Annotated in this window: 29 protein-coding genes and 1 other annotated feature; of the genes, 23 read left to right on the top strand and 6 right to left on the bottom strand. The window is 59.4% G+C overall.

The window, feature by feature from the left end; translation table 11 throughout:
• The first annotated feature begins 57 nt into the window (after window positions 1–57).
• From GLX_RS19115 to GLX_RS19110, 5 genes are all read left to right on the top strand, one after another.
• Window positions 58–276, top strand: a complete 219-nt coding sequence (locus GLX_RS19115) for a NepR family anti-sigma factor (protein ID WP_231850473.1) — start codon at window positions 58–60, stop codon at window positions 274–276.
• Between the two features lie 101 nt (window positions 277–377).
• A complete protein-coding gene (locus tag GLX_RS16095) occupies window positions 378–842 on the top strand; it encodes a hypothetical protein (RefSeq protein ID WP_010667336.1) in 465 nt (154 codons plus the stop codon).
• 210 nt (window positions 843–1,052) lie between these two features.
• The gene (locus tag GLX_RS16090; protein ID WP_007284652.1) at window positions 1,053–1,295 is read left to right on the top strand and encodes a type II toxin-antitoxin system Phd/YefM family antitoxin; all 243 of its coding nucleotides are present in this window, start codon (window positions 1,053–1,055) and stop codon (window positions 1,293–1,295) included.
• Window positions 1,288–1,707: a hypothetical protein gene (locus GLX_RS16085; protein WP_007284653.1), complete on the top strand. Its 420-nt coding sequence runs from the start codon at window positions 1,288–1,290 to the stop codon at window positions 1,705–1,707. The genes GLX_RS16090 and GLX_RS16085 overlap by 8 nt, the downstream gene beginning before the upstream one ends.
• Before the next feature lie 18 nt (window positions 1,708–1,725).
• Window positions 1,726–1,923: a hypothetical protein gene (locus GLX_RS19110; protein WP_018307573.1), complete on the top strand. Its 198-nt coding sequence runs from the start codon at window positions 1,726–1,728 to the stop codon at window positions 1,921–1,923.
• Between the two features lie 95 nt (window positions 1,924–2,018).
• Here GLX_RS19110 and GLX_RS16080 read toward each other — a convergent pair whose 3' ends face one another.
• Together GLX_RS16080 and GLX_RS16075 are read right to left on the bottom strand one after the other, a co-directional pair.
• Window positions 2,019–2,279: a helix-turn-helix domain-containing transcriptional regulator gene (locus GLX_RS16080; RefSeq protein WP_007284654.1), complete on the bottom strand. Its 261-nt coding sequence runs from the start codon at window positions 2,277–2,279 to the stop codon at window positions 2,019–2,021.
• A gap of 48 nt (window positions 2,280–2,327) precedes the next feature.
• On the bottom strand, window positions 2,328–2,996 hold the full coding sequence (locus GLX_RS16075; protein ID WP_007284655.1) for a hypothetical protein: 669 nt from the start codon (window positions 2,994–2,996) through the stop codon (window positions 2,328–2,330).
• A 601-nt stretch (window positions 2,997–3,597) separates the two neighbouring features.
• Between GLX_RS16075 and GLX_RS16070 the strand changes: the two genes are divergently transcribed.
• From GLX_RS16070 to GLX_RS16010, 14 genes are all read left to right on the top strand, one after another.
• A complete protein-coding gene (locus GLX_RS16070; RefSeq protein WP_007284719.1) occupies window positions 3,598–4,473 on the top strand; it encodes a DUF932 domain-containing protein in 876 nt (291 codons plus the stop codon).
• Between the two features lie 63 nt (window positions 4,474–4,536).
• Entirely contained in the window at window positions 4,537–4,857 is a 321-nt protein-coding gene (locus tag GLX_RS16065; protein ID WP_010667381.1) for a hypothetical protein, read from the top strand.
• A gap of 772 nt (window positions 4,858–5,629) precedes the next feature.
• A complete protein-coding gene (locus tag GLX_RS16060) occupies window positions 5,630–6,172 on the top strand; it encodes a hypothetical protein (RefSeq protein ID WP_007284688.1) in 543 nt (180 codons plus the stop codon).
• Window positions 6,173–6,323: 151 nt separating this feature from the next.
• Window positions 6,324–6,719 (top strand): hypothetical protein, encoded by a 396-nt coding sequence (locus GLX_RS16055; protein WP_007284689.1) that lies wholly within the window; start codon window positions 6,324–6,326, stop codon window positions 6,717–6,719.
• 97 nt (window positions 6,720–6,816) lie between these two features.
• On the top strand, window positions 6,817–7,302 hold the full coding sequence (locus tag GLX_RS16050; protein ID WP_010665807.1) for a hypothetical protein: 486 nt from the start codon (window positions 6,817–6,819) through the stop codon (window positions 7,300–7,302).
• 71 nt (window positions 7,303–7,373) lie between these two features.
• Complete coding sequence (locus GLX_RS16045; RefSeq protein WP_231850472.1) at window positions 7,374–7,637, top strand: hypothetical protein; 264 nt, start codon at window positions 7,374–7,376, stop codon at window positions 7,635–7,637.
• Complete coding sequence (locus tag GLX_RS16040) at window positions 7,634–7,867, top strand: hypothetical protein (protein ID WP_010665809.1); 234 nt, start codon at window positions 7,634–7,636, stop codon at window positions 7,865–7,867. The genes GLX_RS16045 and GLX_RS16040 overlap by 4 nt, the downstream gene beginning before the upstream one ends.
• A gap of 88 nt (window positions 7,868–7,955) precedes the next feature.
• Window positions 7,956–8,372 carry a hypothetical protein gene (locus GLX_RS16035; RefSeq protein ID WP_007284693.1) on the top strand — a complete coding sequence of 139 codons (417 nt, stop codon included), beginning with the start codon at window positions 7,956–7,958 and terminating at the stop codon, window positions 8,370–8,372.
• Between the two features lie 46 nt (window positions 8,373–8,418).
• A complete protein-coding gene (locus tag GLX_RS17825) occupies window positions 8,419–8,814 on the top strand; it encodes a DUF7673 family protein (RefSeq protein WP_007284694.1) in 396 nt (131 codons plus the stop codon).
• A 170-nt stretch (window positions 8,815–8,984) separates the two neighbouring features.
• The gene (locus GLX_RS17820; RefSeq protein ID WP_007284695.1) at window positions 8,985–9,170 is read left to right on the top strand and encodes a hypothetical protein; all 186 of its coding nucleotides are present in this window, start codon (window positions 8,985–8,987) and stop codon (window positions 9,168–9,170) included.
• Between the two features lie 636 nt (window positions 9,171–9,806).
• Window positions 9,807–10,016 (top strand): hypothetical protein, encoded by a 210-nt coding sequence (locus tag GLX_RS17815; protein ID WP_007284577.1) that lies wholly within the window; start codon window positions 9,807–9,809, stop codon window positions 10,014–10,016.
• Between the two features lie 12 nt (window positions 10,017–10,028).
• Entirely contained in the window at window positions 10,029–10,448 is a 420-nt protein-coding gene (locus GLX_RS16020; RefSeq protein ID WP_007284576.1) for a single-stranded DNA-binding protein, read from the top strand.
• A 207-nt stretch (window positions 10,449–10,655) separates the two neighbouring features.
• Window positions 10,656–10,865, top strand: coding sequence for an antitoxin VbhA family protein (locus GLX_RS16015; RefSeq protein WP_007284575.1), 210 nt, complete (start codon window positions 10,656–10,658; stop codon window positions 10,863–10,865).
• 12 nt (window positions 10,866–10,877) lie between these two features.
• Window positions 10,878–11,336 carry a cell filamentation protein gene (locus GLX_RS16010; RefSeq protein ID WP_014095391.1) on the top strand — a complete coding sequence of 153 codons (459 nt, stop codon included), beginning with the start codon at window positions 10,878–10,880 and terminating at the stop codon, window positions 11,334–11,336.
• Here GLX_RS16010 and GLX_RS16005 read toward each other — a convergent pair.
• Window positions 11,325–12,535 (bottom strand): IS3 family transposase gene (locus GLX_RS16005; protein WP_087652208.1). Its coding sequence is split into 2 segments (ribosomal slippage): window positions 11,325–12,250 and window positions 12,250–12,535, totalling 1,212 coding nucleotides; the frame shifts between segments, so codons are not numbered across the junction. The two genes, GLX_RS16010 and GLX_RS16005, sit on opposite strands and share 12 nt — an antisense overlap.
• Window positions 12,141–12,257 (bottom strand) — a sequence feature (AL1L pseudoknot). Its footprint overlaps the gene before it by 117 nt.
• 94 nt (window positions 12,536–12,629) lie before the next feature.
• Between GLX_RS16005 and GLX_RS15995 the strand changes: the two genes are divergently transcribed.
• Both GLX_RS15995 and GLX_RS15990 read left to right on the top strand, forming a co-directional pair.
• Window positions 12,630–13,253: a cell filamentation protein gene (locus GLX_RS15995; protein WP_231850471.1), complete on the top strand. Its 624-nt coding sequence runs from the start codon at window positions 12,630–12,632 to the stop codon at window positions 13,251–13,253.
• Between the two features lie 151 nt (window positions 13,254–13,404).
• Window positions 13,405–13,869 (top strand): DUF2726 domain-containing protein, encoded by a 465-nt coding sequence (locus tag GLX_RS15990; protein ID WP_014095389.1) that lies wholly within the window; start codon window positions 13,405–13,407, stop codon window positions 13,867–13,869.
• Here GLX_RS15990 and GLX_RS15985 read toward each other — a convergent pair.
• Genes GLX_RS15985 through GLX_RS15975 form a run of 3 tightly spaced genes read right to left on the bottom strand, consistent with a single transcriptional unit; the run spans window position 13,834 to window position 15,652 of the window.
• Window positions 13,834–14,061 (bottom strand): hypothetical protein, encoded by a 228-nt coding sequence (locus GLX_RS15985; protein WP_041247969.1) that lies wholly within the window; start codon window positions 14,059–14,061, stop codon window positions 13,834–13,836. The genes GLX_RS15990 and GLX_RS15985 overlap by 36 nt on opposite strands.
• Before the next feature lie 44 nt (window positions 14,062–14,105).
• Window positions 14,106–14,765, bottom strand: a complete 660-nt coding sequence (locus GLX_RS15980) for a hypothetical protein (RefSeq protein WP_007284571.1) — start codon at window positions 14,763–14,765, stop codon at window positions 14,106–14,108.
• A complete protein-coding gene (locus GLX_RS15975) occupies window positions 14,753–15,652 on the bottom strand; it encodes a P-loop NTPase family protein (protein ID WP_007284570.1) in 900 nt (299 codons plus the stop codon). Before GLX_RS15975 ends, GLX_RS15980 begins: the two co-directional genes overlap by 13 nt.
• Window positions 15,653–16,554: 902 nt before the next feature.
• Between GLX_RS15975 and GLX_RS15965 the strand changes: the two genes are divergently transcribed.
• Both GLX_RS15965 and mobF read left to right on the top strand, forming a co-directional pair.
• Window positions 16,555–16,875 (top strand): hypothetical protein, encoded by a 321-nt coding sequence (locus GLX_RS15965; RefSeq protein WP_007284568.1) that lies wholly within the window; start codon window positions 16,555–16,557, stop codon window positions 16,873–16,875.
• Window positions 16,875–20,537, top strand: a complete 3,663-nt coding sequence (gene mobF / locus GLX_RS15960) for a MobF family relaxase (RefSeq protein WP_014095387.1) — start codon at window positions 16,875–16,877, stop codon at window positions 20,535–20,537. The genes GLX_RS15965 and mobF overlap by 1 nt, the downstream gene beginning before the upstream one ends.
• Window positions 20,538–20,713: the final 176 nt, after the last annotated feature.

The raw sequence follows: 20,713 nt of genomic DNA, 5'->3' as shown, positions 1-20,713 counted from the left end.
GATGATGCCGGGTTCGCAACATTGTGGAGTGCTCTACGACGCCAGAATCTTCCTGTCGTGGGCGATCCGATTAAAATGCAGTGGGAAGGATCGGATATGCACAAGTATTCAGATGAAAATTTTCTGGCGTCGTGGCTGAAGCGCGCGCTGCGCGCCCGGTTCGGTGCTGTGGTGAAGGAACCGGTTCCCGATACTCTTTTGTCTCTTCTTTCCGAGGCACCAGAAAGTGAGAAACCCGAACATCAGGCAGACAGTGCGTTACTTCGGCACGAGTAAGTCAAAATCAATTCCTGCTCCCATAAGCGACCGGCAATTTCTTACGCATAAGACCGGGCTTATGGTAGTAACGGCAAAACAGGTTCTGGTGGAATTAGGACATGACAACAGAGCAGAATACTGCGCCAAATGGCGTTGACCGTCTGGCTGGGCATATTGCTGATGCCATCGACACGCTGAAACTGATCGTGACTTTCGGTTTTCTGACTGGTGTCGTGATTATGTTCTGTCTGATGCGGGACCGTGGGCTGGAACTCTTGCCGCAATGGTTCCTGGCCCTTCATGGGATAGGCATCCTGACGGCCGGTCTCTTTTTTTCTGTCATGATGGCGGGCCTGTCTGTGATGTTCACGCACAGCTTTCGATCTGTGAAAATCATCGCTCTGCCCGTTGTCTTCTTTCAATTCATGTTCGGCGTGCTGGGTCTGCCGATGATGATGGGAGCCGATGCCTCGCCCGAGGCTTTGCCACTCTGGTTCTCGACCGCAATCGCCGTCCTCAGCCTGCTGGGGGCATGGGGCGGACCTGTGGCTGCGCTGCTGGTCGCGAAAAAATCAGCTAGGTGAGCACAGAAGAGCGGATGGTTGCGCCCTCTGTGGCATAGTCTCTTCTCCCCTCGGGATAGCCACGATAAACGGAAGCCCCCTGACGGGGGCTGTGTATCATTTGGCGGCCCTGTAGGCCGCCATGCCTCTGCTATCCTCAGCGATTTAATTTGCGGAATATTCAGAATTTCTGTATATTCTTGATATTGCCCCCGTGGGAGGATAAAGCCAGTGAAGCAGTTTGCAGCGGGCGACCTGACCCGTAATACCGGCGATCTCTTCGAGGCCGCAGCCGTCGCCCCCGTCGCCATCACCAAGCATCGCAAGCCCCGGTTCGTTGTCATGTCGATGGAGCGATACGAGACGCTGACCAGCAGGGATACGGGCAGTCAGAAGGCTTATGCCGTCAACGATATGCCTGAAGACGTTGCCGTCCTGTGCGATCAGGGGATTGAGGACTATCTGAATGGCTGATGACTTCCCGCGTGTCGGCCAGGTCATCGACTATCACTATCTCTGGAAATGGCAGGATTTACGAGGTGAGACGGAAGGCCGAAAAAAGCGGCCGAGCTGCGTGGTGGTCGTTGCCATTGACCGGGACGGCAAGCATCACCTCTTCATCCTGCCGATCACGAGCAAAGAGCCTGCTGCTGATCGTCAGGCCGTGCTGATTCCGGAAACCGAGGCCCGCAGGGCGAAGCTGGATACGGATATGCCCCTGTGGGTGATGGTGGATGAAGTGAATTACGACATCCTCGAAACGTCCTACACGCTGGAAGACCGAACCGCGCGCGGCCAGTTCAGTCCCGCTTTCAGCAAACAGATCGTTCTGGCGTTCCGCTCAATGCGCGATGCACAGGCATTGCGTATCTCGAAACGGACATGAAAAAGGAATACCAAAAATATGTGTAATATTGGTGAAGAATCTTACAAAGAGAAATGTGAAAAATGCGGCACAGTGAATAGAATAACAATTCAAACGGGACCGGAGCATGGGGGGTGGAGTGAAAAGTTTACTGTTCATTGCGCAGAATGCGGCGAGGTTATGGACCGGATTTCCGCTTTCGGCCTGAAGAGCGTCGAAAAAGTCAAAGGCAAGTGAACGTCTAAGCGGACACTTGAAACTGAAGCCCCCTCGCGGGGGCTGACTGCTCTGTGGCGGCCCGACAGGCCGCCATCCCTTCGGCGTGTGCCGCATCAGTCCGCCGCATGAAACGTCACCTTTATGCCGAGCGCCGACATGATGCGGAACAGGCCGGTCAGGTCGAGATCGCCTTTTTCAGACAGGGCTTCCTTCGCAATATCGTCCGCTCCCTGCGCGCGCGCTATGACCGAAAGAGCATGAGCAAACGCCGCTGCGTCGCCATCTGCCCATGCCATGTTCAGAAGTTCCTCCTGTATCCGAGGATCTTGTGCCGCCTTGACGCCATCAAACACATCCAGTCCAGAAGTCTTCATCGGGTATTTCCAAGTCCTTGCTATTGGGGCGCGGCAGTAGCTGGTTTTCTATGGTGCCATGCGAGATTTTCTGATTTCGTTCTGTGCTGTGCGGGCGTATCCAGCAGCCCGCAGCGACCAGCTTTTCTCTTGGCTGGTAACGCCATAAGCCGTCAGAAGGGGCAGGGCGACTTCAGGATAGGGAATGATTCTGGCTGGTTCATCCTGATAAGCCAATCCGTAAGCGCCGAACGGGGAAAACCGCACGATCGTCAGATCCGACGGAGCCGGAAAGGCTACCGGCGTGATAAAGGCCCGCATCGGGCGCTGATGACGCTTGAACAAAGTCACCCGGTTCTTGCCTTCCAGAGCCACGTAAAGCGGCATCGTTCCGATACGGGCATATCTCGGTGCCTCTGAGCAATATTTGTCGTTATCGCTCACAATACCATCAGACCATTCCATGATCTCGTGATCGTAATCTCTCCCCTGATCCGGTCGGTCCCGATACTGCCCCGAGATGACAAGCGTCGGGTCGATAGTCTCTGGAACCATGTCATCATAGCTGTAAAACGCATCGGAAAAGGGAAGCGCGTCGCGTAGAAATTTCTTCGGAAAAATCGCCCTGCGTTCGTAGAAGCGTTCATACGGATCATCGACTTCCGTCAGGCTTTCATCCAGTCGGTCCTTGAACGATACAAAAGCTCGACATGCTGAAATCAGTTGAGTGTCAGACAAGATTTTTCTCTTTTTGTGATTGCCGTGAAATTCTTTCGGTCACTTGATTTCCGCTCTAGTTCGTAAGGCCGCGAGCCAGGTGCGCGCACCTGTCTCCCGACCAACTCACCGGAGCCAGCCACCACCCTGCGCTACGCTACGGTCGCCGTCTGTCTCCGCCCATCCGGGTAACGATCGGAAGCCCGGTATATCCCCCCGATGCTCGCCCCCCAAAGGGGGGCTGCGCTGATGCCAGCAGCCTCGCTCCGGTCTAGGGGATCATCCACCCCATCTTCCTGCGCTCCCTTTGGTCGCTCCGTGCAGACGGGTCCCCTGAGATGACCCCTAGACCTGCGCTGCGTTGCCGGCGGATCTGAAGGTGTCGGGACGAAAGGCGTCGCTGCGCTGCCTTTCGCCCTGCCGCTGGCAGGTCGAACGAAAGGCTGGGGGTTTGATCCGGTTTTTGGCAAGCGTTTTTTTCGTGCTGAACGGGAATTTTTTCGGAGAAATTTTGCATTTTTCTCTTGTCAGACCCTTATTATATCGCGTATATAATAAGGGCACCGGACGAAAAGGAGGGAGACGGTCTCCCCCATCACCGGGGCCACGGGAGGGTAAACCCATGAATCATTTCGTTTCTTCTCGCTTTTCCCGCAATCTCGGCCGCGATCCGCTGTCCGACGAAGCCCTGCGCCATCTGGCGAAGTCCATCTTTGCGGAAGACAAGCACGAGAGCCGCAGCGACCGATATGCCTACATCCCCACTTATGAAGTGCTCGCGGGAATGCGGAAGGAAGGCTTCGAGCCGGTCTATGCCAAGCAGGGCGGTTCGCGCGTGCCGGGCAAGGCGGATTTTACCAAGCACCTGATTCGCTTCCGTCACAAGGGCGAAGCCGGGACCGTCCGCAAGGTCGGCGGCATCTATCCGGAAGTCGTGCTGGTCAACAGCCATGACGGCACGAGCGCCTATAAGGTCATGGCCGGGCTGATGCGTCTGGTCTGCCTTAACGGGCTGATGGTGTCGGATCGGGAGCTTGCTTCCGTGTCCGTCCACCACAAGGGCGACGTGATGGCGCAGGTCATCGAGGGCAGCTTCAAGGTGCTGTCCGAGAGCTGCCGCGCGGTTGAAGCCGCAGACGCTTGGTCCGGTGTCACCCTGAACCATGACGAACAGATGATCCTTGCCGGGGCGGCCCATGAAATCCGCTTCGGGGAGGAAGCCGAAACCCCGATCGAGCCGCGCCAGCTTCTGGCCCCGCGCCGCCGTGATGATCTCGGTTCCGATCTGTGGACCGTCGGAAACGTGGTGCAGGAAAACGTCATCCGGGGCGGTCTCCGGGCATGGGGGCGCGATGCCAACGGCCGCCGCCGTCGCGTGTCCACCCGCGAAGTCAAAGCTATTGATGCGGACGTGAAGATCAACCGCGCCCTGTGGCGTCTCAACGAGGAAATGGCCCGGCTGAAAGGAGGCGGAGCATTCATGCAGGACGCCGCCTGATCCCGTCATCCGGCACGCCTCACCCGAGGCGTGCCCCTTGCCCTTCAGGATGGAACGTCCCCTATGAGCGAAGCATTCGAAATTGCGCAGACCATTCCCACCGAGCGCCCCTTGAGTTTCGACGAAGCCGCCGCCCTTGTCCGCTCACACGTCGGGACACCGCAGGATGTCGGCTATCAGATGTTCGACAATATCGCCTCGGCCGTCAAAGCCCTCTCGCACCAGAGCAGACTTGCCGGGGCCGATTATGATTGCCTGTCATGTGGCAATGGCTGGACTTATGAAGGCATCGACCCCGCACCCGACCCGGCCACCTGCCCCTTTTGCGGAAGGGAGGGCAACTCGCCGTTAAGGGCATGGGAGGGCGAACGCAAAGACATCTGACTCCGGGGGCGATATGCCCCCATTTCCGCGCGCGCCGAACCGGAAGCCCGCTTCGCGGGCTAAGAGTAGCCGGGCGGCCTACCGGCCGCCGTATCCTCTATCGTAGCCTCTAACGTGTCCTGTTCTGTATCCTCTGGTGTATCCTGAATTGGCCAATTTTCGCACTGGTGCCGCACAGGCTGGGTGCTTGTGCGATCTGCGTTTGGGGGCTTGATCTCCGCTCTAGTTCGTAAGGCCGCGAGCCAGGTGCGCTGCACCTGTCTCCCGGCCAACTCACCGGAGCCAGCCGCCGCCCTGCGCTGCGCTGCGGTCGCCGTCTGTCTCCGCCCATCCGGGTAACGATCGGAAGCCCGGTATGTCCCCCCGGTGCTCGCCCCCCAAGGGGGGCTGCGCTGGTGCCAGCAGCCTCGCTCCGGTCTAGGGGATCATCCACCCCATCTTCCTGCGCTCCCTTTGGTCGCTCCGTGCAGACGGGTCCCCTGAGATGACCCCTAGACCTGCGCTGCGTTGCCGGCGGATCTGAAGGTGTCGGGACGAAAGGCGTCGCTGCGCTGCCTTTCGCCCTGCCGCTGGCAGGTCGAACGAAAGGCTGGGGTTTTGAGGGGGCGGATGCAAGGGTAATTTTTGGCGGGGAACCGCCATTATCTGTGTGAAAAACTGCATTTTTCTCTTGCCCCTCCCTTATTATATCGTGTATATAATAGAGCCACCGGGCGGGAAAACGTGAGGGGATCGTCCCCCCCTCCCCGTCCGAACATGGGAGGGTAAACCTATGTCACTTCTTTCCGGTCTGATGGGCTTTCTGTTCCGCTCCAAAAAGATGCCACCTCGCCCCAATCCGGCAGACGTTCTTGATCGCGCCATCACCGACACGCAGGCATGGTACAGCCGCCTGTCCGACCGGCTGGATGATACCTCGGAAGATTCCTATGCGACCCGAAACGAGCTGCGTGACCGGATGTATTATGTCCACTACTTCGAAGAGGCGATGAAACAGGCCAAGGCCACCAGTTCCATGACCGTCGATCTCAGCATCAGGTATGGCGTGTATGATGACCCCGAGGACGACGCGATCGCCCGTTATGAAGCCGCATCATGCGGCCTGGAATATGTCCCCGACGAGCAGCGCGAAGAGGCCGAGTATGCGAGTGCCCTATGGGGTATCACCGAGGTACAACAGGCGCTGGAAGCGGCGGGCTTTACCGTCCTCACCGGCTTTCATGCCTACCTGATCGACCCTGAAGAAAGCCAGCGCGCGATGGAAGCCTTCCATGCCGAGATACTGGCCGAGCAAGAGCAGGCAGCCTGCGCCTGAATCCGGGAGAGAGGCCGTCTTGCCGGCCTCTCCACCATTCTCGAGAAAAATTCCATTTTTCTCTTGAACTCTCTTTATTATATCTCGTATATATTAGAGGCGGGCCGGGAGGATAAAACCGTTCGATCCGTCGCACAGGGAGGATAGCCCTATGTCCAAGGAAGACCACGCCGAAAAACAGGTATCGCCTCTTCACAATACCTTGCCGCTGATCCGGCTGGATCGCGACGAATACAGCACGATTTCGGCGATGAAGACAAAGCCGGATCTGATGGCCTACTGGACCCGTAAGGGCCGCGTTCGCGCCTGCGAAGCCGCCGTCCTGCCGGATCTGTGGGTCACGACCATCGGCAGCGACGGCACCGAGATCGAGGGGCTGATGCTGTCATGCCTGTGGGAAGGCCCACGGGACCAGCGCACCAGCTACGATCTGGACTCTGTTTATACCGTCCTGGTCCCCTTCATCGGCTTCGGTCGGGTGGCGGGCTGGATGACAACAGATACCGTTCTTTCCCGTATCGACAGCACGGGTCTGCGTATCGACTGAAACGATTCAAAAAACAAACGGGTTTTTCTTGTGATTTCGTCAGGAGGACCGCAGCATGAATGCCATATCGTCAATAAATGCGGGCCGGAAGCACAGCATGACGCAGACAGATGACAGTCCTGCGAATGGCAAGCGAACCGGACCCGTGGCCGACGCGGTTCTTGCCCTGCGCATCATGGTCGATGCACGGACCGAAGCGAAAATGGTCCTGATGGGTCTCACGAGCTATGTCGATGCCGTGGCCCATCTGGAAGCCAAACTAGCAGAGGAAGCAGAACGCCAGAATATTTCGGCAGATTTTGAAAAACTGGCCGAACATAGTCTCGAAGATGCCCTGCGCGTGGTTGAGTTCGAGCTGGACGAGCTGATGGCCCATCTCATGAGCTTGGCCGTGGCGATGAAAGCAGAGAATGCGCCGGTCGAGCGTATCCGCTCATGGGTGCAAAGCGCGGCCGATTCATACGGGATGGCCTTCCGGATCATGGTCCCCGTATGGCGGCTCAGGTCACTGGTCGATGCCGCCTTGCGGGAACCGCCCCCTGATGACGCTGAGCCAGCCGGGGAAGCTCACCTGGGCGACTAGACCAGCAAGCACGGACGATCGTGGTGAACGTCCGTGTCTCTATTATATCGCGGATATAAAAGGATGAAGCGATGACTGATCGCGTGAGATACGAAGCTCTCGTCCGCCGCTATGAGCGGATGTCTGTTGCCCGGCCGGGATACCCGGTCGGCGCCGATGGCCCCTTTCCCGCACATATCTGCGTGGGGTCGGTCCGCTTGCCCGTCCAGATGGAGGGCGGCCGGATCGTGGCGCTTGGCACCCACCCCCTGCTCCGCCAGGTCCTCGCGGATCTTCTGGCCGGGCTAGAGCGTGCGTGCCGGGTGTCATCGCGTATGGGAGGGCTGATGTCATGACCTACCTCGCGCCGCGACGGGTGGCGAAGCATCGCCATGTCTATCTGGCCGGCCCGGACCTGTCGGTCCTGGCCGTCAAGGAAAGCCGGGACACGGCAGCACGGTCGGCCGTGCAGCTCGCGCGCAGGCGCGGCATGTCGGTTTCCCTATGGGCAATGGACCAGAAATTGCGGCCCGGATCGAAGATCCGGCCCCGCTATGGCATCTATCTCGGAGAGGCGCATGTTTGACCCTGCCCACGGCAGCGGGCGGCCGGCTCTCTCGTTATTATATCCGATATATGTTAAAGGAGAGGATCTGTGCCTTGAAAGAGTTTCGATGTCTGAATCCGCGTCTGCTGTCCCTGTCCTTGATCGCACCCCGCGCCTGACGCTGTTCCGCGTCAAGCCCGCCGTGCGCCGGCAGCTCGAAGAGTATGTAAACGATAACGACACCTCCATGCGCTGCGCCATCCTTCAGGCGCTGAAGACGATCGGCGTGCATGTGGAGCCCGAGGATCTGGTACCCGAACGCAAGCGGCGTCTCAAACCGCATACGGGCGACGACACGGGCGAGCTGGTCGGGCTCTCCGTCAGCCTGCCGGTCTATGTCCGCGTAGCGGCAGAACTTTGGATGCGCGAGCATCCGGGAATGCGCCTCGTGAACATGGTCCTGACCGGACTGAAGGAGATGGGCTTCGAGATTGATGATGAAGACCTGACCGCAAAATGGACCTGGAAACCCTTTGTGGGGTGACGCTCACAGCCCGCCAGCTCAAACCAACAAACCCCGGAAAAGACCCATGACCGCGAAACAGGACAATGAACGGGCGGCGCTGGCACGCCTGATTAAAATTGCAAAGGGTGACACCGGACAATCGCGGCGTGTCGCGGATTTCCTGCTGGCATGGTGGAATGCAGGATCGTGCGGATCGTTTGATCTCACGTCGCTATGGGCGCTCGATAGGGCCATCGTGGAAGATATGACAGTCGTTTTCGGTCTGATTGGTCAGGCCGGCAATTACCCCGATCAGCTCGATCGTGCCCTTGGCCAGGAATTCGCCGCGATCATCGCGCAATGGCGATCGGCCTGTCATCCCACGTCCGCCTTCGCGGTTCCTCTCATGACATGCGCCACCATGAGGGGAACCGCGTCTTTCGTCATGGCGCAGCGAGCAGTGTCCCGTACGTCCCGATGATCCTCTGCACGACTGCTTCGTTGGCCGCCGCCCCGGAGCACGAGTTCAAAAACGCGGCACGCCTTGCTGCCGTTGCACCTGGCTCGTATCCCCAAAAGCCCCATACCTGAATACTGAAAAATTCTCCGACCGGGCCGCTGCAACCTGCACCTGTCGCCGGCATTCCGGCCATGCACAACAAAGCCGCACAGGGCTCCGCATGGGCGGCCGGTGAATACGAAACAGCACCGCCGATCATTGCTGTCCCGATCGCAATAAACAGTCTCTTCATGGCTGTGATTCCCTGTTCGTGGGAACAGAAATTTCGCAGAAAATTACATTTTTCTCAATTAAAACTGCACCAGACCGCCATTTAATCAGGTTTTACAAATCAGATCGCTTCTTCTTGTTCCCTAGATGACCTGTTCTGATGATGCGTGCGGGTTTTTTCGGGGGCTTGATCTCCGCTCTAGTTCGTAAGGCCGCGAGCCAGGTGCGCTGCACCTGTCTCCCGGCCAACTCACCGGAGCCAGCCGCCGCCCTGCGCTGCGCTGCGGTCGCCGTCTGTCTCCGCCCATCCGGGTAACGATCGGAAGCCCGGTATGTCCCCCCGGTGCTCGCCCCCCAAAGGGGGGCTGCGCTGGTGCCAGCAGCCTCGCTCCGGTCTAGGGGATCATCCACCCCATCTTCCTGCGCTCCCTTTGGTCGCTCCGTGCAGACGGGTCCCCTGAGATGACCCCTAGACCTGCGCTGCGTTGCCGGCGGATCTGAAGGTGTCGGGACGAAAGGCGTCGCTGCGCTGCCTTTCGCCCTGCCGCTGGCAGGTCGAACGAAAGGCTGGGGTTTTGAGGGGGCGGATGCAAGGGTAATTTTTGGCGGGGAACCGCCATTATCTGTGTGAAAAACTGCATTTTTCTCTTGCCCCTCCCTTATTATATCGTGTATATAATAAGAACACCGGGCGGAAAGCCGGGGCCAGTCCCCAGCCGCTCGGTGGAGGGAGGGTAAACCCTATGTCAGATGTCTATCTGTCTGTTTTCGCCGGAGTATTCGGTGTTTTAACCTTTGTTTTCTTTGCCGCCGCGTATCTGTCGGAAGTCCCAGAGGCTCCGTCAGAAGGCGTTCTGGAAAACCCGCGCTGTCTTCTTTGTGGCGCTCTTGCCTGTTGCTGTTTTGGCAGCTTCGTCGCGCTGATGTTCTGCCTCACACTTATCAATCATTGAAGGAGCCTAACCATGTTCCCATCCATCAATCTCTCTGGTCGTGTTGGCAAGGATGCGACGCGCAAGACGTTCGGCAACGGCGGCGGATATGTGGTTTTCCGCGTAGCGTGCTCGAAGAATGTGCGTTCGCAGCAGTCCGAAACCGGCTGGCGCGAGCTGACCGAATGGGTCGAAGTCCGCGTCGATCTCCGGCAGGAGAAGCGCGCCGAGTATGTCGAAAAGAATGCGACACAGGGGCGGCAGGTTGAGGTCCGGGGCGATCTGCGTTCGGCCACTTTCCGGCCGCAGGGCGCAACCAATGATGTCACGATCTGGTACGTCGATCCGACGGATTTCGAATTCAAGGGCCGTCCCGCACAGCAGCGCGGGCAGGGGGCCGATGCTCCACCGGCCGACCAGTGGGAGGGAGAAGATCCGTTCGACCGGAAATAAGCAGGGGAGGGGAGCCGTCTTCGGGCGGCTCTTCACTTGCTTTTTCAGGCCCGTTCGCGCACATGCTATCGTGTCGTCGCGTGACGGGTTTACCCTCCCATATTTGCTTCGCAAGATGCAGACACGCGGCGACACCATCCCCATAAATTCTTGGTTCCGCTTGCAAAATCGGCTATTATGACCGCTTACCAGTCAGGAGCGAGCGTGATGGGACAGACCCTTTCCGCCAGACCGATCAGCGCAGAAGAATCCGCGCAGCGTCGTCGCGCCGTCGAGGAAGCCCGGGCGGCAAACTACCGGCAGGGATACGTCCATGATCCGGTTCTTGAAGAGGCGAACGAACGCTATATCCGGGGCGTGATTTCGCTCGAAGACCTGCGCCGCGAGATGCGCGACGCCATCCGGGCCGGTCGCTAATCCGCGGCCGCCATGAGTACCGGCGATCCGGGGCGCGGTTATACCTATCCCACCAATTCCAACGATCCGGATCAACAGGATGTCTTGCGCAACCGGCTGGACCTACGGTCGCGCGCGGCACTCAATCGGGCCGAATACAGGATCACCAGTGACCGCATGATCGACATCCGGCTGGGTTCAGGCCCGGCCGGTAATTTCGATGCGGCGCACCTCAAAGCCATTCACCAGCATCTCTTCGGCGAGATTTACGAATGGGCCGGACATACGCGCAACGAGCGGCCCGTTGTGGATGGACGACCGGTCGAGCCCATCGAATTCATGACCAAGGGCAGCACGACTTTCCTGCCGGGTTCGAGGCTCGATCGCGGGCTGGCCGAGGCATTCCGGCCGATCCGTGATCCCGATGTCCTGAAGGGCTCTGAATTGCCCCGGGTTTTGTGGAGACGTTTTTTATCTGATTTAAGCGGCTAATGCATGTGATTTCTGTTGTGCATAAAAGCGTGCCTCAGCTTCTGCTGGCGGGATGTTTCCAATGGAGGACAGGAGCCGCCGATTATTGAACCAGTCGACCCATTTAAGTGTTGCCAGTTCAACAGCTTCCCTGTTTTTCCATGGCCCCTGCCGATAGATGAGTTCGGTTTTGTAAAGTCCGTTAATGGTCTCTGCTAAGGCGTTATCATAGGAATCCCCAACACTGCCGACAGAAGCAACGAGCCCCGCTTCAGCCAGTCTTTGCGTGTAACGAATGGACACATATTGACAGCCGCGGTCGGAATGGTGGGTCACTTTTCCCTCAGGTCGCCTCTGGCACAGAGCCTGCTCGAGAGCATCCAGCACGAAGTCGGTATGAGCCGTTGAGGAGACGCGCCAACCCACAATAACCCGTGCGAATACATCAATGATGAAGGCCACATAAACAAAGCCCTGCCATGTGGAAACGTAAGTAAAATCCGAAACCCAGAGTCTGTTGGGGGCAGGAGCATGAAACTGGCGCTGCACCAGATCCTGCGGACACGGACGTTGCGGATCAGGCCGTGTGGTTCTGACCCCCTTGCCACGAATGACGCCTTTCAGCCCCATCCGGCGCATCAGCCGCTCTACCGTGCAGCGGGCGACATCCAGACCTTCACGTCTGAGCTGATGCCAGACCTTGCGCGCTCCATAGACGCAGAAATTATTATTCCACACTCTACGGATGTCATCGCACAGTTCTTTGTCTTTCTGGCTGCGCACACACGGATTTTTCTGTCTGGCAACAGTTGCATAATAGGCAGATGGTGCAATCGACAGAACCCTGCAGATTGACCCGACACCATATGTCTGCCGGTGCTCCTCAATGAAGCGTGTCATGGCTTGAAGATGCGGTCGAGCTCCGCCTGGGCAAAATATGCCGACGCCTTACGCAGGATTTCATTGGCCTGCCGCAATTCGCGATTCTCTCGCTCCAGTTGCCTGATCTTCTCTCGATCAGGCAGGTCACTCACCGCAGGCGCATTGGCACGTTCATGCAGACGGGTCCATTTTGACAGCGTGTCAGGATGAATATCCAGCTTTGGCGCTATCATCATCACTGCAGACCACCGCGAAGGATGGTTCTTCTCTTCCTCCAGAACCATGCGGGCTGCACGGTCACGAAACTCAGGCGGAAAACGCTTCGATTTATTGCTCATGAATTCTTCTTACCTCACGGGTCTTTCTGTCTCCACAAAACCCGGGGCAATTCACTCTAACGTCGAGCAGTTTTCCGCCGTGGCCGGTCGCGTCATGTCCGAGCTTAATTTTGTCCATCCTTTCCGCGAGGGAAATGGGCGGGTTCAGGAAGCCTTCATCGCCACGCTTGGGCAGAAGTACGGGCATGATGTCGATTTCTCCGTTATCACCAAGCCGCGAATGCTGGCCGCCTCCATCGCGGGTGCTGATGACCCTGCCAACCCGGCCATGCGTCATCTGGTCGAGGACGCGACGGACCGGGGAAGGGTGGCCGCCCTTCGGACAGCGTTTGAGCATCTGCGACAACAGGGTGCGGAGCCTTTGGCCCAGGACGTGCGGACCGCGCGTCCCGGCGAACAGATCACGGGCGTACTGGTCGCCACAGATACGCACAGCAGCAGCGTGAACACGGGAAAGGGCATCATCGTTGTACCGACGCAAGATCTCGGCCGCCAGAAGGCGGCCGCCGGCGACGACGTGACCGTGACTGTCAAATCCGGGTTCTCCGCAGCAGCGGCAGACCGCACAGCGCAGGAAAAGCCCGCCACCAGCCAGCGCGCTGCAAGCTACTGGTCCGGCCAGGTGCAGAAAGGGCAGGGTGCGCGATCCAGCCCCGCAGGCGTTATGAAGGAACCGGACGCGTCCGCGGCCAAACCGCGAGGCCCGAAGCTCCGCTAACCGGAAGGACCGCGCCCTGTTTCTTTCTCTCGAAACGCTCTGGTTGATTGGCGGCTCCTGCGTAATTGGTGCGGTCGTATGGCATGTCCGCCGCCGACCGCTTGGCAAGGCAACGCCGGCGACGCTCTCGGCCGACACGCCGGCCGAGAGCGTGCAGGAACCGCCCGAGCAGAACCAGACAGGGCGGGAAGCTATCCTGCGCAAACGCTATCAGCCCAAAGCCCTTCTATCGGATTGGGAACGCCGTGCCCTTCTTGCCTTTCGGGCGCAGATTCCGGCCGGACACTATGTCTGCCCGCAGGTGCGGCTTGCGGAGCTGGTAAGCATCGTGGTCGATCCACGCCGCTTTCCCGAGGCGTTGAATCGGGTAGCCGGTAAAAGTCTCGATTTCGTGGTGATCGAACTGGCGACGGGGCGGCCGGTCCTTGCCATCGAACTCGATGATAGAAGCCACCAGCAGCGACAGCGGCAGGACCGCGACCGCTTCGTCAACGATCTGATGGAAGCCCTCAACATTCCGTTGCGACGCTTTACACCGTCGATGACGCTCGACGTTTCCGGGCACTTCGCGCCCGGTCCGTCAGCGCGTCAGGTACTCGCGCGGCCAGCGCGCTAAAGCAGCCAGCGCCGCACATACTCCGCCCGCGATGAATGTCTTGTACGCAATGAGGATTCCGGCTGACCAGAGCAGCGACGCACCATGAATGAAGCAGAGCACCGCCAATATGGCGGCCGGAAGGCCGACGGCAAAAGCCAGCAGGGAGGCAAACGGGCGAAGCGCAAGCCACAGGCCCGGATTGAGTGACATTCTCCGCATAGTCTGCCCTCCCTTATGATACCGTGTCCCTGACTTTATTTGTTGTCCTGTGCAGCAGGAGGCCGAGGCGGCTCAAGCCAGAGCGGCGCGGCGCAAGCCTGTCGCCCGCCCTGATCGAAAGCATGAGCGCGGCAGGCCGATAGGACAGCCGGAATGTCGTTGTTCCGGACCAGTTCAATCAGGGCCGTCTCAGCGCCCGGGCCATGCTCCTGTAGCGCCGCGAACAGCGCCCCCTTGTCGTAAAGACCGTTCGTCCTGCCGTTTTTCCAGCCCGTGCCGTATCCGACACAGGCCGCCGTGATGGCGAGCACTCCGGCAATGCCGCCCGCCATGAGCAGCGTCTTGAGCTTGACCGTGCGTTCCTGAACCTTCACCTGCGAAGCGGTCAGCTTCAGGAGTTGGGGAGCCAGTTCCTGAACGATCCCGGCTTTCTGGCCTTCAAGTTCCAGCCGTCCAGCTTCGACCGCATCGCTTCGCGCGCGATCGAGGTCCGCGCTGATGTCGCGATACTTGTTGAACGTCGCCTTGTAGAGCGCGGCCTGAGCACCCAGCGTCTCGGACATCGCGTGCAAGGCAACACCCAACGGATCATCCGTCAGGTGCGCCTTGGCAATCGCCAACTGTAGATCCTGTCTTGCGCTGGCGATCGCGCCTTCAAAATCGTCTGCCGGTTCGTCCTGGCTTACGGAAGCCATGACATGATCCCAGCAAACCGGCGGTCCATCGCTTCGAGCCATGTCCGGACCTTTGAGCGGTCGAACATCCCGAGGGGAGGCGTGGTCAGGCCGTCGCGCGCGGCGCTGAACAGGCTCCGGCGGCTTTCGACGGCTGCCGCCGCATTGAGCCGGGGCATCCACAGCGGGACCGCCCCGTCCGTGACTTCATCCACGACCACGGCGCTTGTCAGCAGGCGGCCGAATGACTGATCGCGCGTGTGACCGATTTCCTTGGATGCCTCGTTGAACACGATCGCCCGCGCGTCCGGCGAAAACCCGCGATCGCGCAGTGTTGCAATCGGGGCCAGATCATCGACCTGCGACCCGACCAGCGAGATCAGGACGGGAACCGCGCCGGCCTCGGCAATCGCTGATGCGAAACCCGGCATTTCGGCCGCCGTCTCGCGCAGCGTGGTGTCGCCGCCGCCAAGATCGAGAACCGCCGTTGTCTGGTTTTCGACCGCGTATTCGATGAACCGCTGCATCCACTGCGCAACGCCTGCCGGATCGTCTGTGTTCGGTCGCGCCACGTCCTGAAAATACGACGAGAACGACGCATTGGTTGGGTCCAGATCCGCCATGAGGATCGGCCGGTTGCCCAGCAGAGCACGCTCGGCCGCCCAGCGCAGGAATGTGGTCTTGCCGGTCTTGCCGCGCCCGTTGACGAAGACGATCTTCGTCTTGCCGCTCAGGTCCATGCCCTCGGCAATCACCGGCTCGGCTTCTTCGACCTTACGCGGCGTGAAGGGTTTAACGTCAAAGACCGGTTCCTGCGCGAGTGTCTGGTTCAGATCGAACTTCGCAGGCTGGACCGGCTTCTTGGCAGCAGGCGCAGGGTTTTTGTTGCCTGATTTCGTGTCGCTCATTATGATTCCTCAGTCTTTACAGGACGATTAGTTAGCATTGCTAAAGCATCGGCTCTTGAGCGTTTCGGCCGCTCAGGAGCCGTTTGCGTTTTTACCGCCTTGGGTTCGGCTGTCGGGGGCAGAGGGGTTCGCAGTGAGATCGGCTTGAACTCCGGTTCGCCTTCCTCCCTTTCCGGGGCCTGTTCCAGCCACGCAGGCGAGGGGTCCGCTGACGGTCTGATGGACGAGGCAGCAGGAGCCGGTTTCACGCCTCCCGAGACGACTGGCGTTCTCGCGGGAACCGCTCGAACTGTCGTCGCCTCTGACCTGTCCTTCCGCGCCTTGTACGCTTTCGCGCGCAAGATCGACCCTTTCATGGGCACCTCGGTTTTATACGTGATGCGCGCACGAGCCATCGCCCGGCCGACATCATCCCAGGACCAGCCCGCACTCACCATCGCACTAAGCTCCGGCTCATGAGCGCGTATCCACGGCATCACCTGATCCTGTGGGGTCCAGTCCTGGCTGAACCGATCCGCAGCCTCCTGCAATTCCTCTTCAGTGCGAGGACGTTTGCTCGGAACTCCACGGATCGTCTGTCTGTTGGCGTTTTTCATGGCTTGAGAAAAATTGCATTTTTCTTCTCGTCCGTCACCTTCTTTTTTTTATTCCGTAGCCTCTAGAGTGCCCTCTAACGTATCCTCTGATGTGTCCTCTTTCGTGTCCTGATACGTGGCCTCTATCGTATCCTTCCATGAGAGGTAGGAGGGTGAGGGGGGAGTGGCGTTTTTTCTACAGACCAAGTCATGCTAGACGCATGGGGTGAAAAGGTGCGAAAAGAAGGCACTGATTCCGGCGCATCGCCTTCCGATTCATTGCTCACGTTTTCGTGATAATGCCGGGAATAAGGAGCCCGAACCCTCATGGCGAAAGACACCGACGGGGCCTATCTCGCCCATGTTTCCGATACGCTGGAAGAGCACGGTAAGCAGCTCTCGGCCATTCAGACCGTCCTCGGGATGATGCTCGACACGCTTCAGGCGCAGACCGAAATGCTGACCGAAGTGCTGGCAGCCGCCAGAGACGAGCCGGGGGATTCTCCGGTCGCGCAGGCCCTCACCAACCTGACCGCCGCCGTGGGCGAGAATACCCAGGCCGTCAACACAATGGCCGAAAGCATGAATGATATGGCGTCTCTTCTTGTCGCTTCCGGTCACGAGGCGTCCGATACCCCGGCACCCTGATGCTGACCTATCGGACAGGCGCGGCCGGGGCCACGTCCGCCGCCAAGGCCATGAGCGAGCACCTGCTTCAGCAGACCCTTCCGCCCGAGATGGCCGTGATGGCGGAGTACTACGCGCAGGGTGTAAGACCCCCGACCCCGGCCGAGGCCGCTGCCACCCGCTATGCCGGCACCACGAGCGGGATGGATGACCTGGCCGACACGCTGGCAATGGAAATCGACCGCCTGCGAGAAGCCACGTCCGATTCGGACAACGTGCTGGCAGTCCGCGCAGCCGGAACCTTCGTGGCGGCCAATCTGATCGACCGGGCCAAAGCCGAGGAATTGTTGCAGCAACGCGCCGTGCCCTTCACTGCCGACGCACTTGATAGCGAGATCCGCAACGCCAGCGCCGCCCGCGACTACAGCAGTGCGACAGCCATCCCACGCCGGGACATGAATCCCGAATTGGCCGCACGACTTGGGATCGACCCCACGAAGGGCCTGACACCGGCCGAAGTCGCTCACCTTCTGAACGGGCAACGAGCAGACGGACAGGATATTCCGGGGAAGACGAAAAGATCGGCCACGGAAGCAATCGGCAAAATCTTCGAGATGGATGAAAGCCGATTGCCCACGAGATCCGAACTGGAAGCCGTTCTGGCGGGCAAGACGGTTTCTGGCGGCGATATACCTGCTAAGAAAGCTGAACGGGCTGTACGGCGTTTTACGGCCGTCCTTGGTGCCGATGCGGCCAGCCTGACCAATGACCAACGCGAAAACATCCTGTCCGGGCGTATGGCCGACGGGCAGGAGTTGAGTGTGTCCGAATATCACGAGCGCATGGACACCAGTCGCGCCCGGATCGGGTATGTGGATTTCACCTTTTCCGCCCCCAAATCGGTTTCCGTTGCATGGGCATTCGCCCCGACAGAAGCCGAGCGCGGAATCATCCTTCAGGCACATCACGACGCGATCGCCTCAACCATGCAGGAAGTGGAAAAGGTGATCGGACGTGCGCGGAAAGGCGACGCCGGAAAAGATGGCTGGGACCCCGCATCCATCGGCTGGGTGTCCTTCGATCATTATACGGCACGGCCGACCGTTGAGGTCATCCGGACAGACGACCAGGGCGAGGTCTTTACCGAGCTGCATACGCTCCGTCAGGGAGGGGGCCGGGTGCCAGGCGATATGCAGCTCCACACGCATACTGCCATTCTGAACGCGGCACTGACCGACGAGGGCCGCATGGGCGGCCTGTGGCTCGATCAGCTTAACGGCAAGGTCAAGGAGTGGGGCGCCGTCTATCAGGCCCACCTAGCGACGAACCTGCGCAAGCAGGGGGTCGATATGGTGCTGGACGAGCGGACGGAAATGGGCAGGGTTGCAGCCATTCCCGAGAGTGTCTGTGAACAGTTCAGCCGCCGCACACTTTCAGGAACGGCCGCCGCGCGTGCCTATGCGGCAGGGCAGGGCCTTGATTGGGATACCCTCGATGCCAAGCGCAAAATCGGCCTTATCAAGCAAGGGGTGCAAGATCCGCGCGGCGCGAAGTCGGACGATCTTACCGACATGGCCTCATGGCAGCGTACGGCCGCAGAGATCGGATACAAGCACCGGAGCATTCTCCGGCCCGATGAAATCGCATCCGAGCGCGATCGGGCCGAGCGCCTGGAACACGCCTATGAAGCTGCACAGCATGTCTTTGACAAGCAGCTTCAGCAGCGCGCATCTCTTGACTGTTCTGATGCCCGGATCGCCGCCGCCAAAGGATTGATCGCAGCGGGGATCGACACAGCAGCCGACATCAACGCCGTGACCGCAGCCATGCGCAATCGCGGCGTCCGCCAGCACGGACGTCAAACCTCCCTGATTTGGGGAGAAGTCAAAGACCCGGAAGGCAGAGAGCGGGTCGGAATCACGACCGCCCTTCACGAAAGCGAAGAGCGCGACCTGATCCGCATGACGCGCGAGGCCGCGAAGGATCGAAGCGGCGCGCTCACGGACAAGCAGATTGACCAGGCCGTCAAGGCCCATCCCGAACTCAGTTTCGAGAGCGCGCACGGGCAGGCCCAACGCACGATGATGGAGGATCTAGGGAAGGGCGGTCAGGTCGTCGTGGGGATCGGCGTTGCAGGTTCAGGAAAAACCACACTCCTGAAGCCGCTCGTAACCGCGTGGAAGCAGCAGGGCCGGGACGTTCACGGCATCGCCTTGGCCTGGCGACAGTCCGACGATCTGTCTGCTACGGGTATGGAAGTCGCCAAGACCCGCGCTCTGGAATCCTTCCTGCGCCGGATCGACAGCGGCAAGCTCAAACTCACCAAGAAATCCGTCGTCGTCGTTGACGAACTCAGCCTCCTGGGCACACGCCAGCTCAATGACATCCTCAGGAAGCGAGAGGACATCGGCTTCAAGCTGGTGATGATCGGCGACCCGAAACAGATGCAGTCCGTTGAGGCGGGCGCGGTTATCGAATTACTGCAACGAGGGCTGGGCAAGGAAAACATACCCCTCTTGGGGACGTCCACGCGCCAGATTCAGCAGGAAGAGCGCGAAACCACCCTTATGTTTCGCAACGGGCAAACCGAGGAAGCCGTCAAGCGGAAGGCGGAAAATGGAACCCTGCGTGTTGCACCGGGAGGCTACGAGGAAGCCATCAAGGCCGTGGTCGATCTCTGGCAGCAACGCCGTACGGAGAATGCCGATCGCGACAAATACACCCTTTCGATCTCCACCCCGACGAATGCTGACGCCCACAACATCAGCCGCGCGATCCGTGATCGCCGGCGTGAGCTTGGGGAGATCAGCGCGGATCTGATTACCATCAAGGCACAGGCTACCGGAGAAAATACCTCCTATGACCTGTCCCTGGCACGCGGCGACAAGGTTCGCCTGTTCCAGCGGACAAATGCCCGCTTCCTCGACACCAATTCAGGCGGGAATCTCGGCCGCAACGGCACTGTGGTTGAAGTCCGTGACGTACGCGAAGAGGGGCTGGTTCTGCGAGGGGCCAATGGTCGGAATGGACTGGTAAAATGGGACTCCCTCAAGGAGAAGGAAACCGGTCGGTTTCTGCTATCCTATGGGGACGCGATGACCACCAATACCAGCCAGGGTGTCACCGTCACCGAGCATATTTTTGCCATTCCGGCCGGGTCACGGAATGTCACGGCGTTCGGTGCTTACACTTCGTCCAGCCGACACCGGGAGCAGACCTTTATGGTCACATCGGATGGCGCTGAACGGAGCGAGATTGCCGGCCGACGGCCTCTGGGGGATCAGCGTACAATTACCGCAACCGATGTCCTGAAAAATATCATCCGGAACTTCGAGCGCCAGCCCGAAAAAGAGACAGCACACGCCCTTCTGGAACGAGCGGAAAATATCCGGCGTGGCACCGTACGCGCTATGCAGCAGACAAAACAGGGTCTGGAAGCGCGGGAAGGAGAGGGCAAGCAACGTGCTACTCTGGCAGGCCGCTTCTCAACCCGCCGGCACGAGCAGAAGGCATCCGAGGGCCTTAAAAACACGGCTGAAGCCATGAAGGACCGAAACGGTATGATGGATCGGTTGCGTGAGATGACCAAAGCCTTGAAAGCGAAGGTCAGAACCATTCTCTCACGCAAAACCGAAGCCAAAGCGCAGGAAAAACAAAAGAAACGGCGCAGTGCGCGCCTATAAGGTAGGATCATGTCGGCAAATTATGAGCGTCCCAAGCCAATCGACACGATCCATTACCGGAAAGACTGCATCTTCCGCATTCGCTGCGGCTGCGGCCACTTCGTTGTCGAGCCTCTCGGTCAGTTTGCAACTGCTCGGGGGATTCCGGCTTCCACTCGCATCTATCGGATCATTGA

The organism is Komagataeibacter medellinensis NBRC 3288, from assembly GCF_000182745.2.
GTDB classification, from domain to species: domain Bacteria; phylum Pseudomonadota; class Alphaproteobacteria; order Acetobacterales; family Acetobacteraceae; genus Komagataeibacter; species Komagataeibacter medellinensis.
This window is presented reverse-complemented; position numbering and strand designations above follow the sequence as displayed.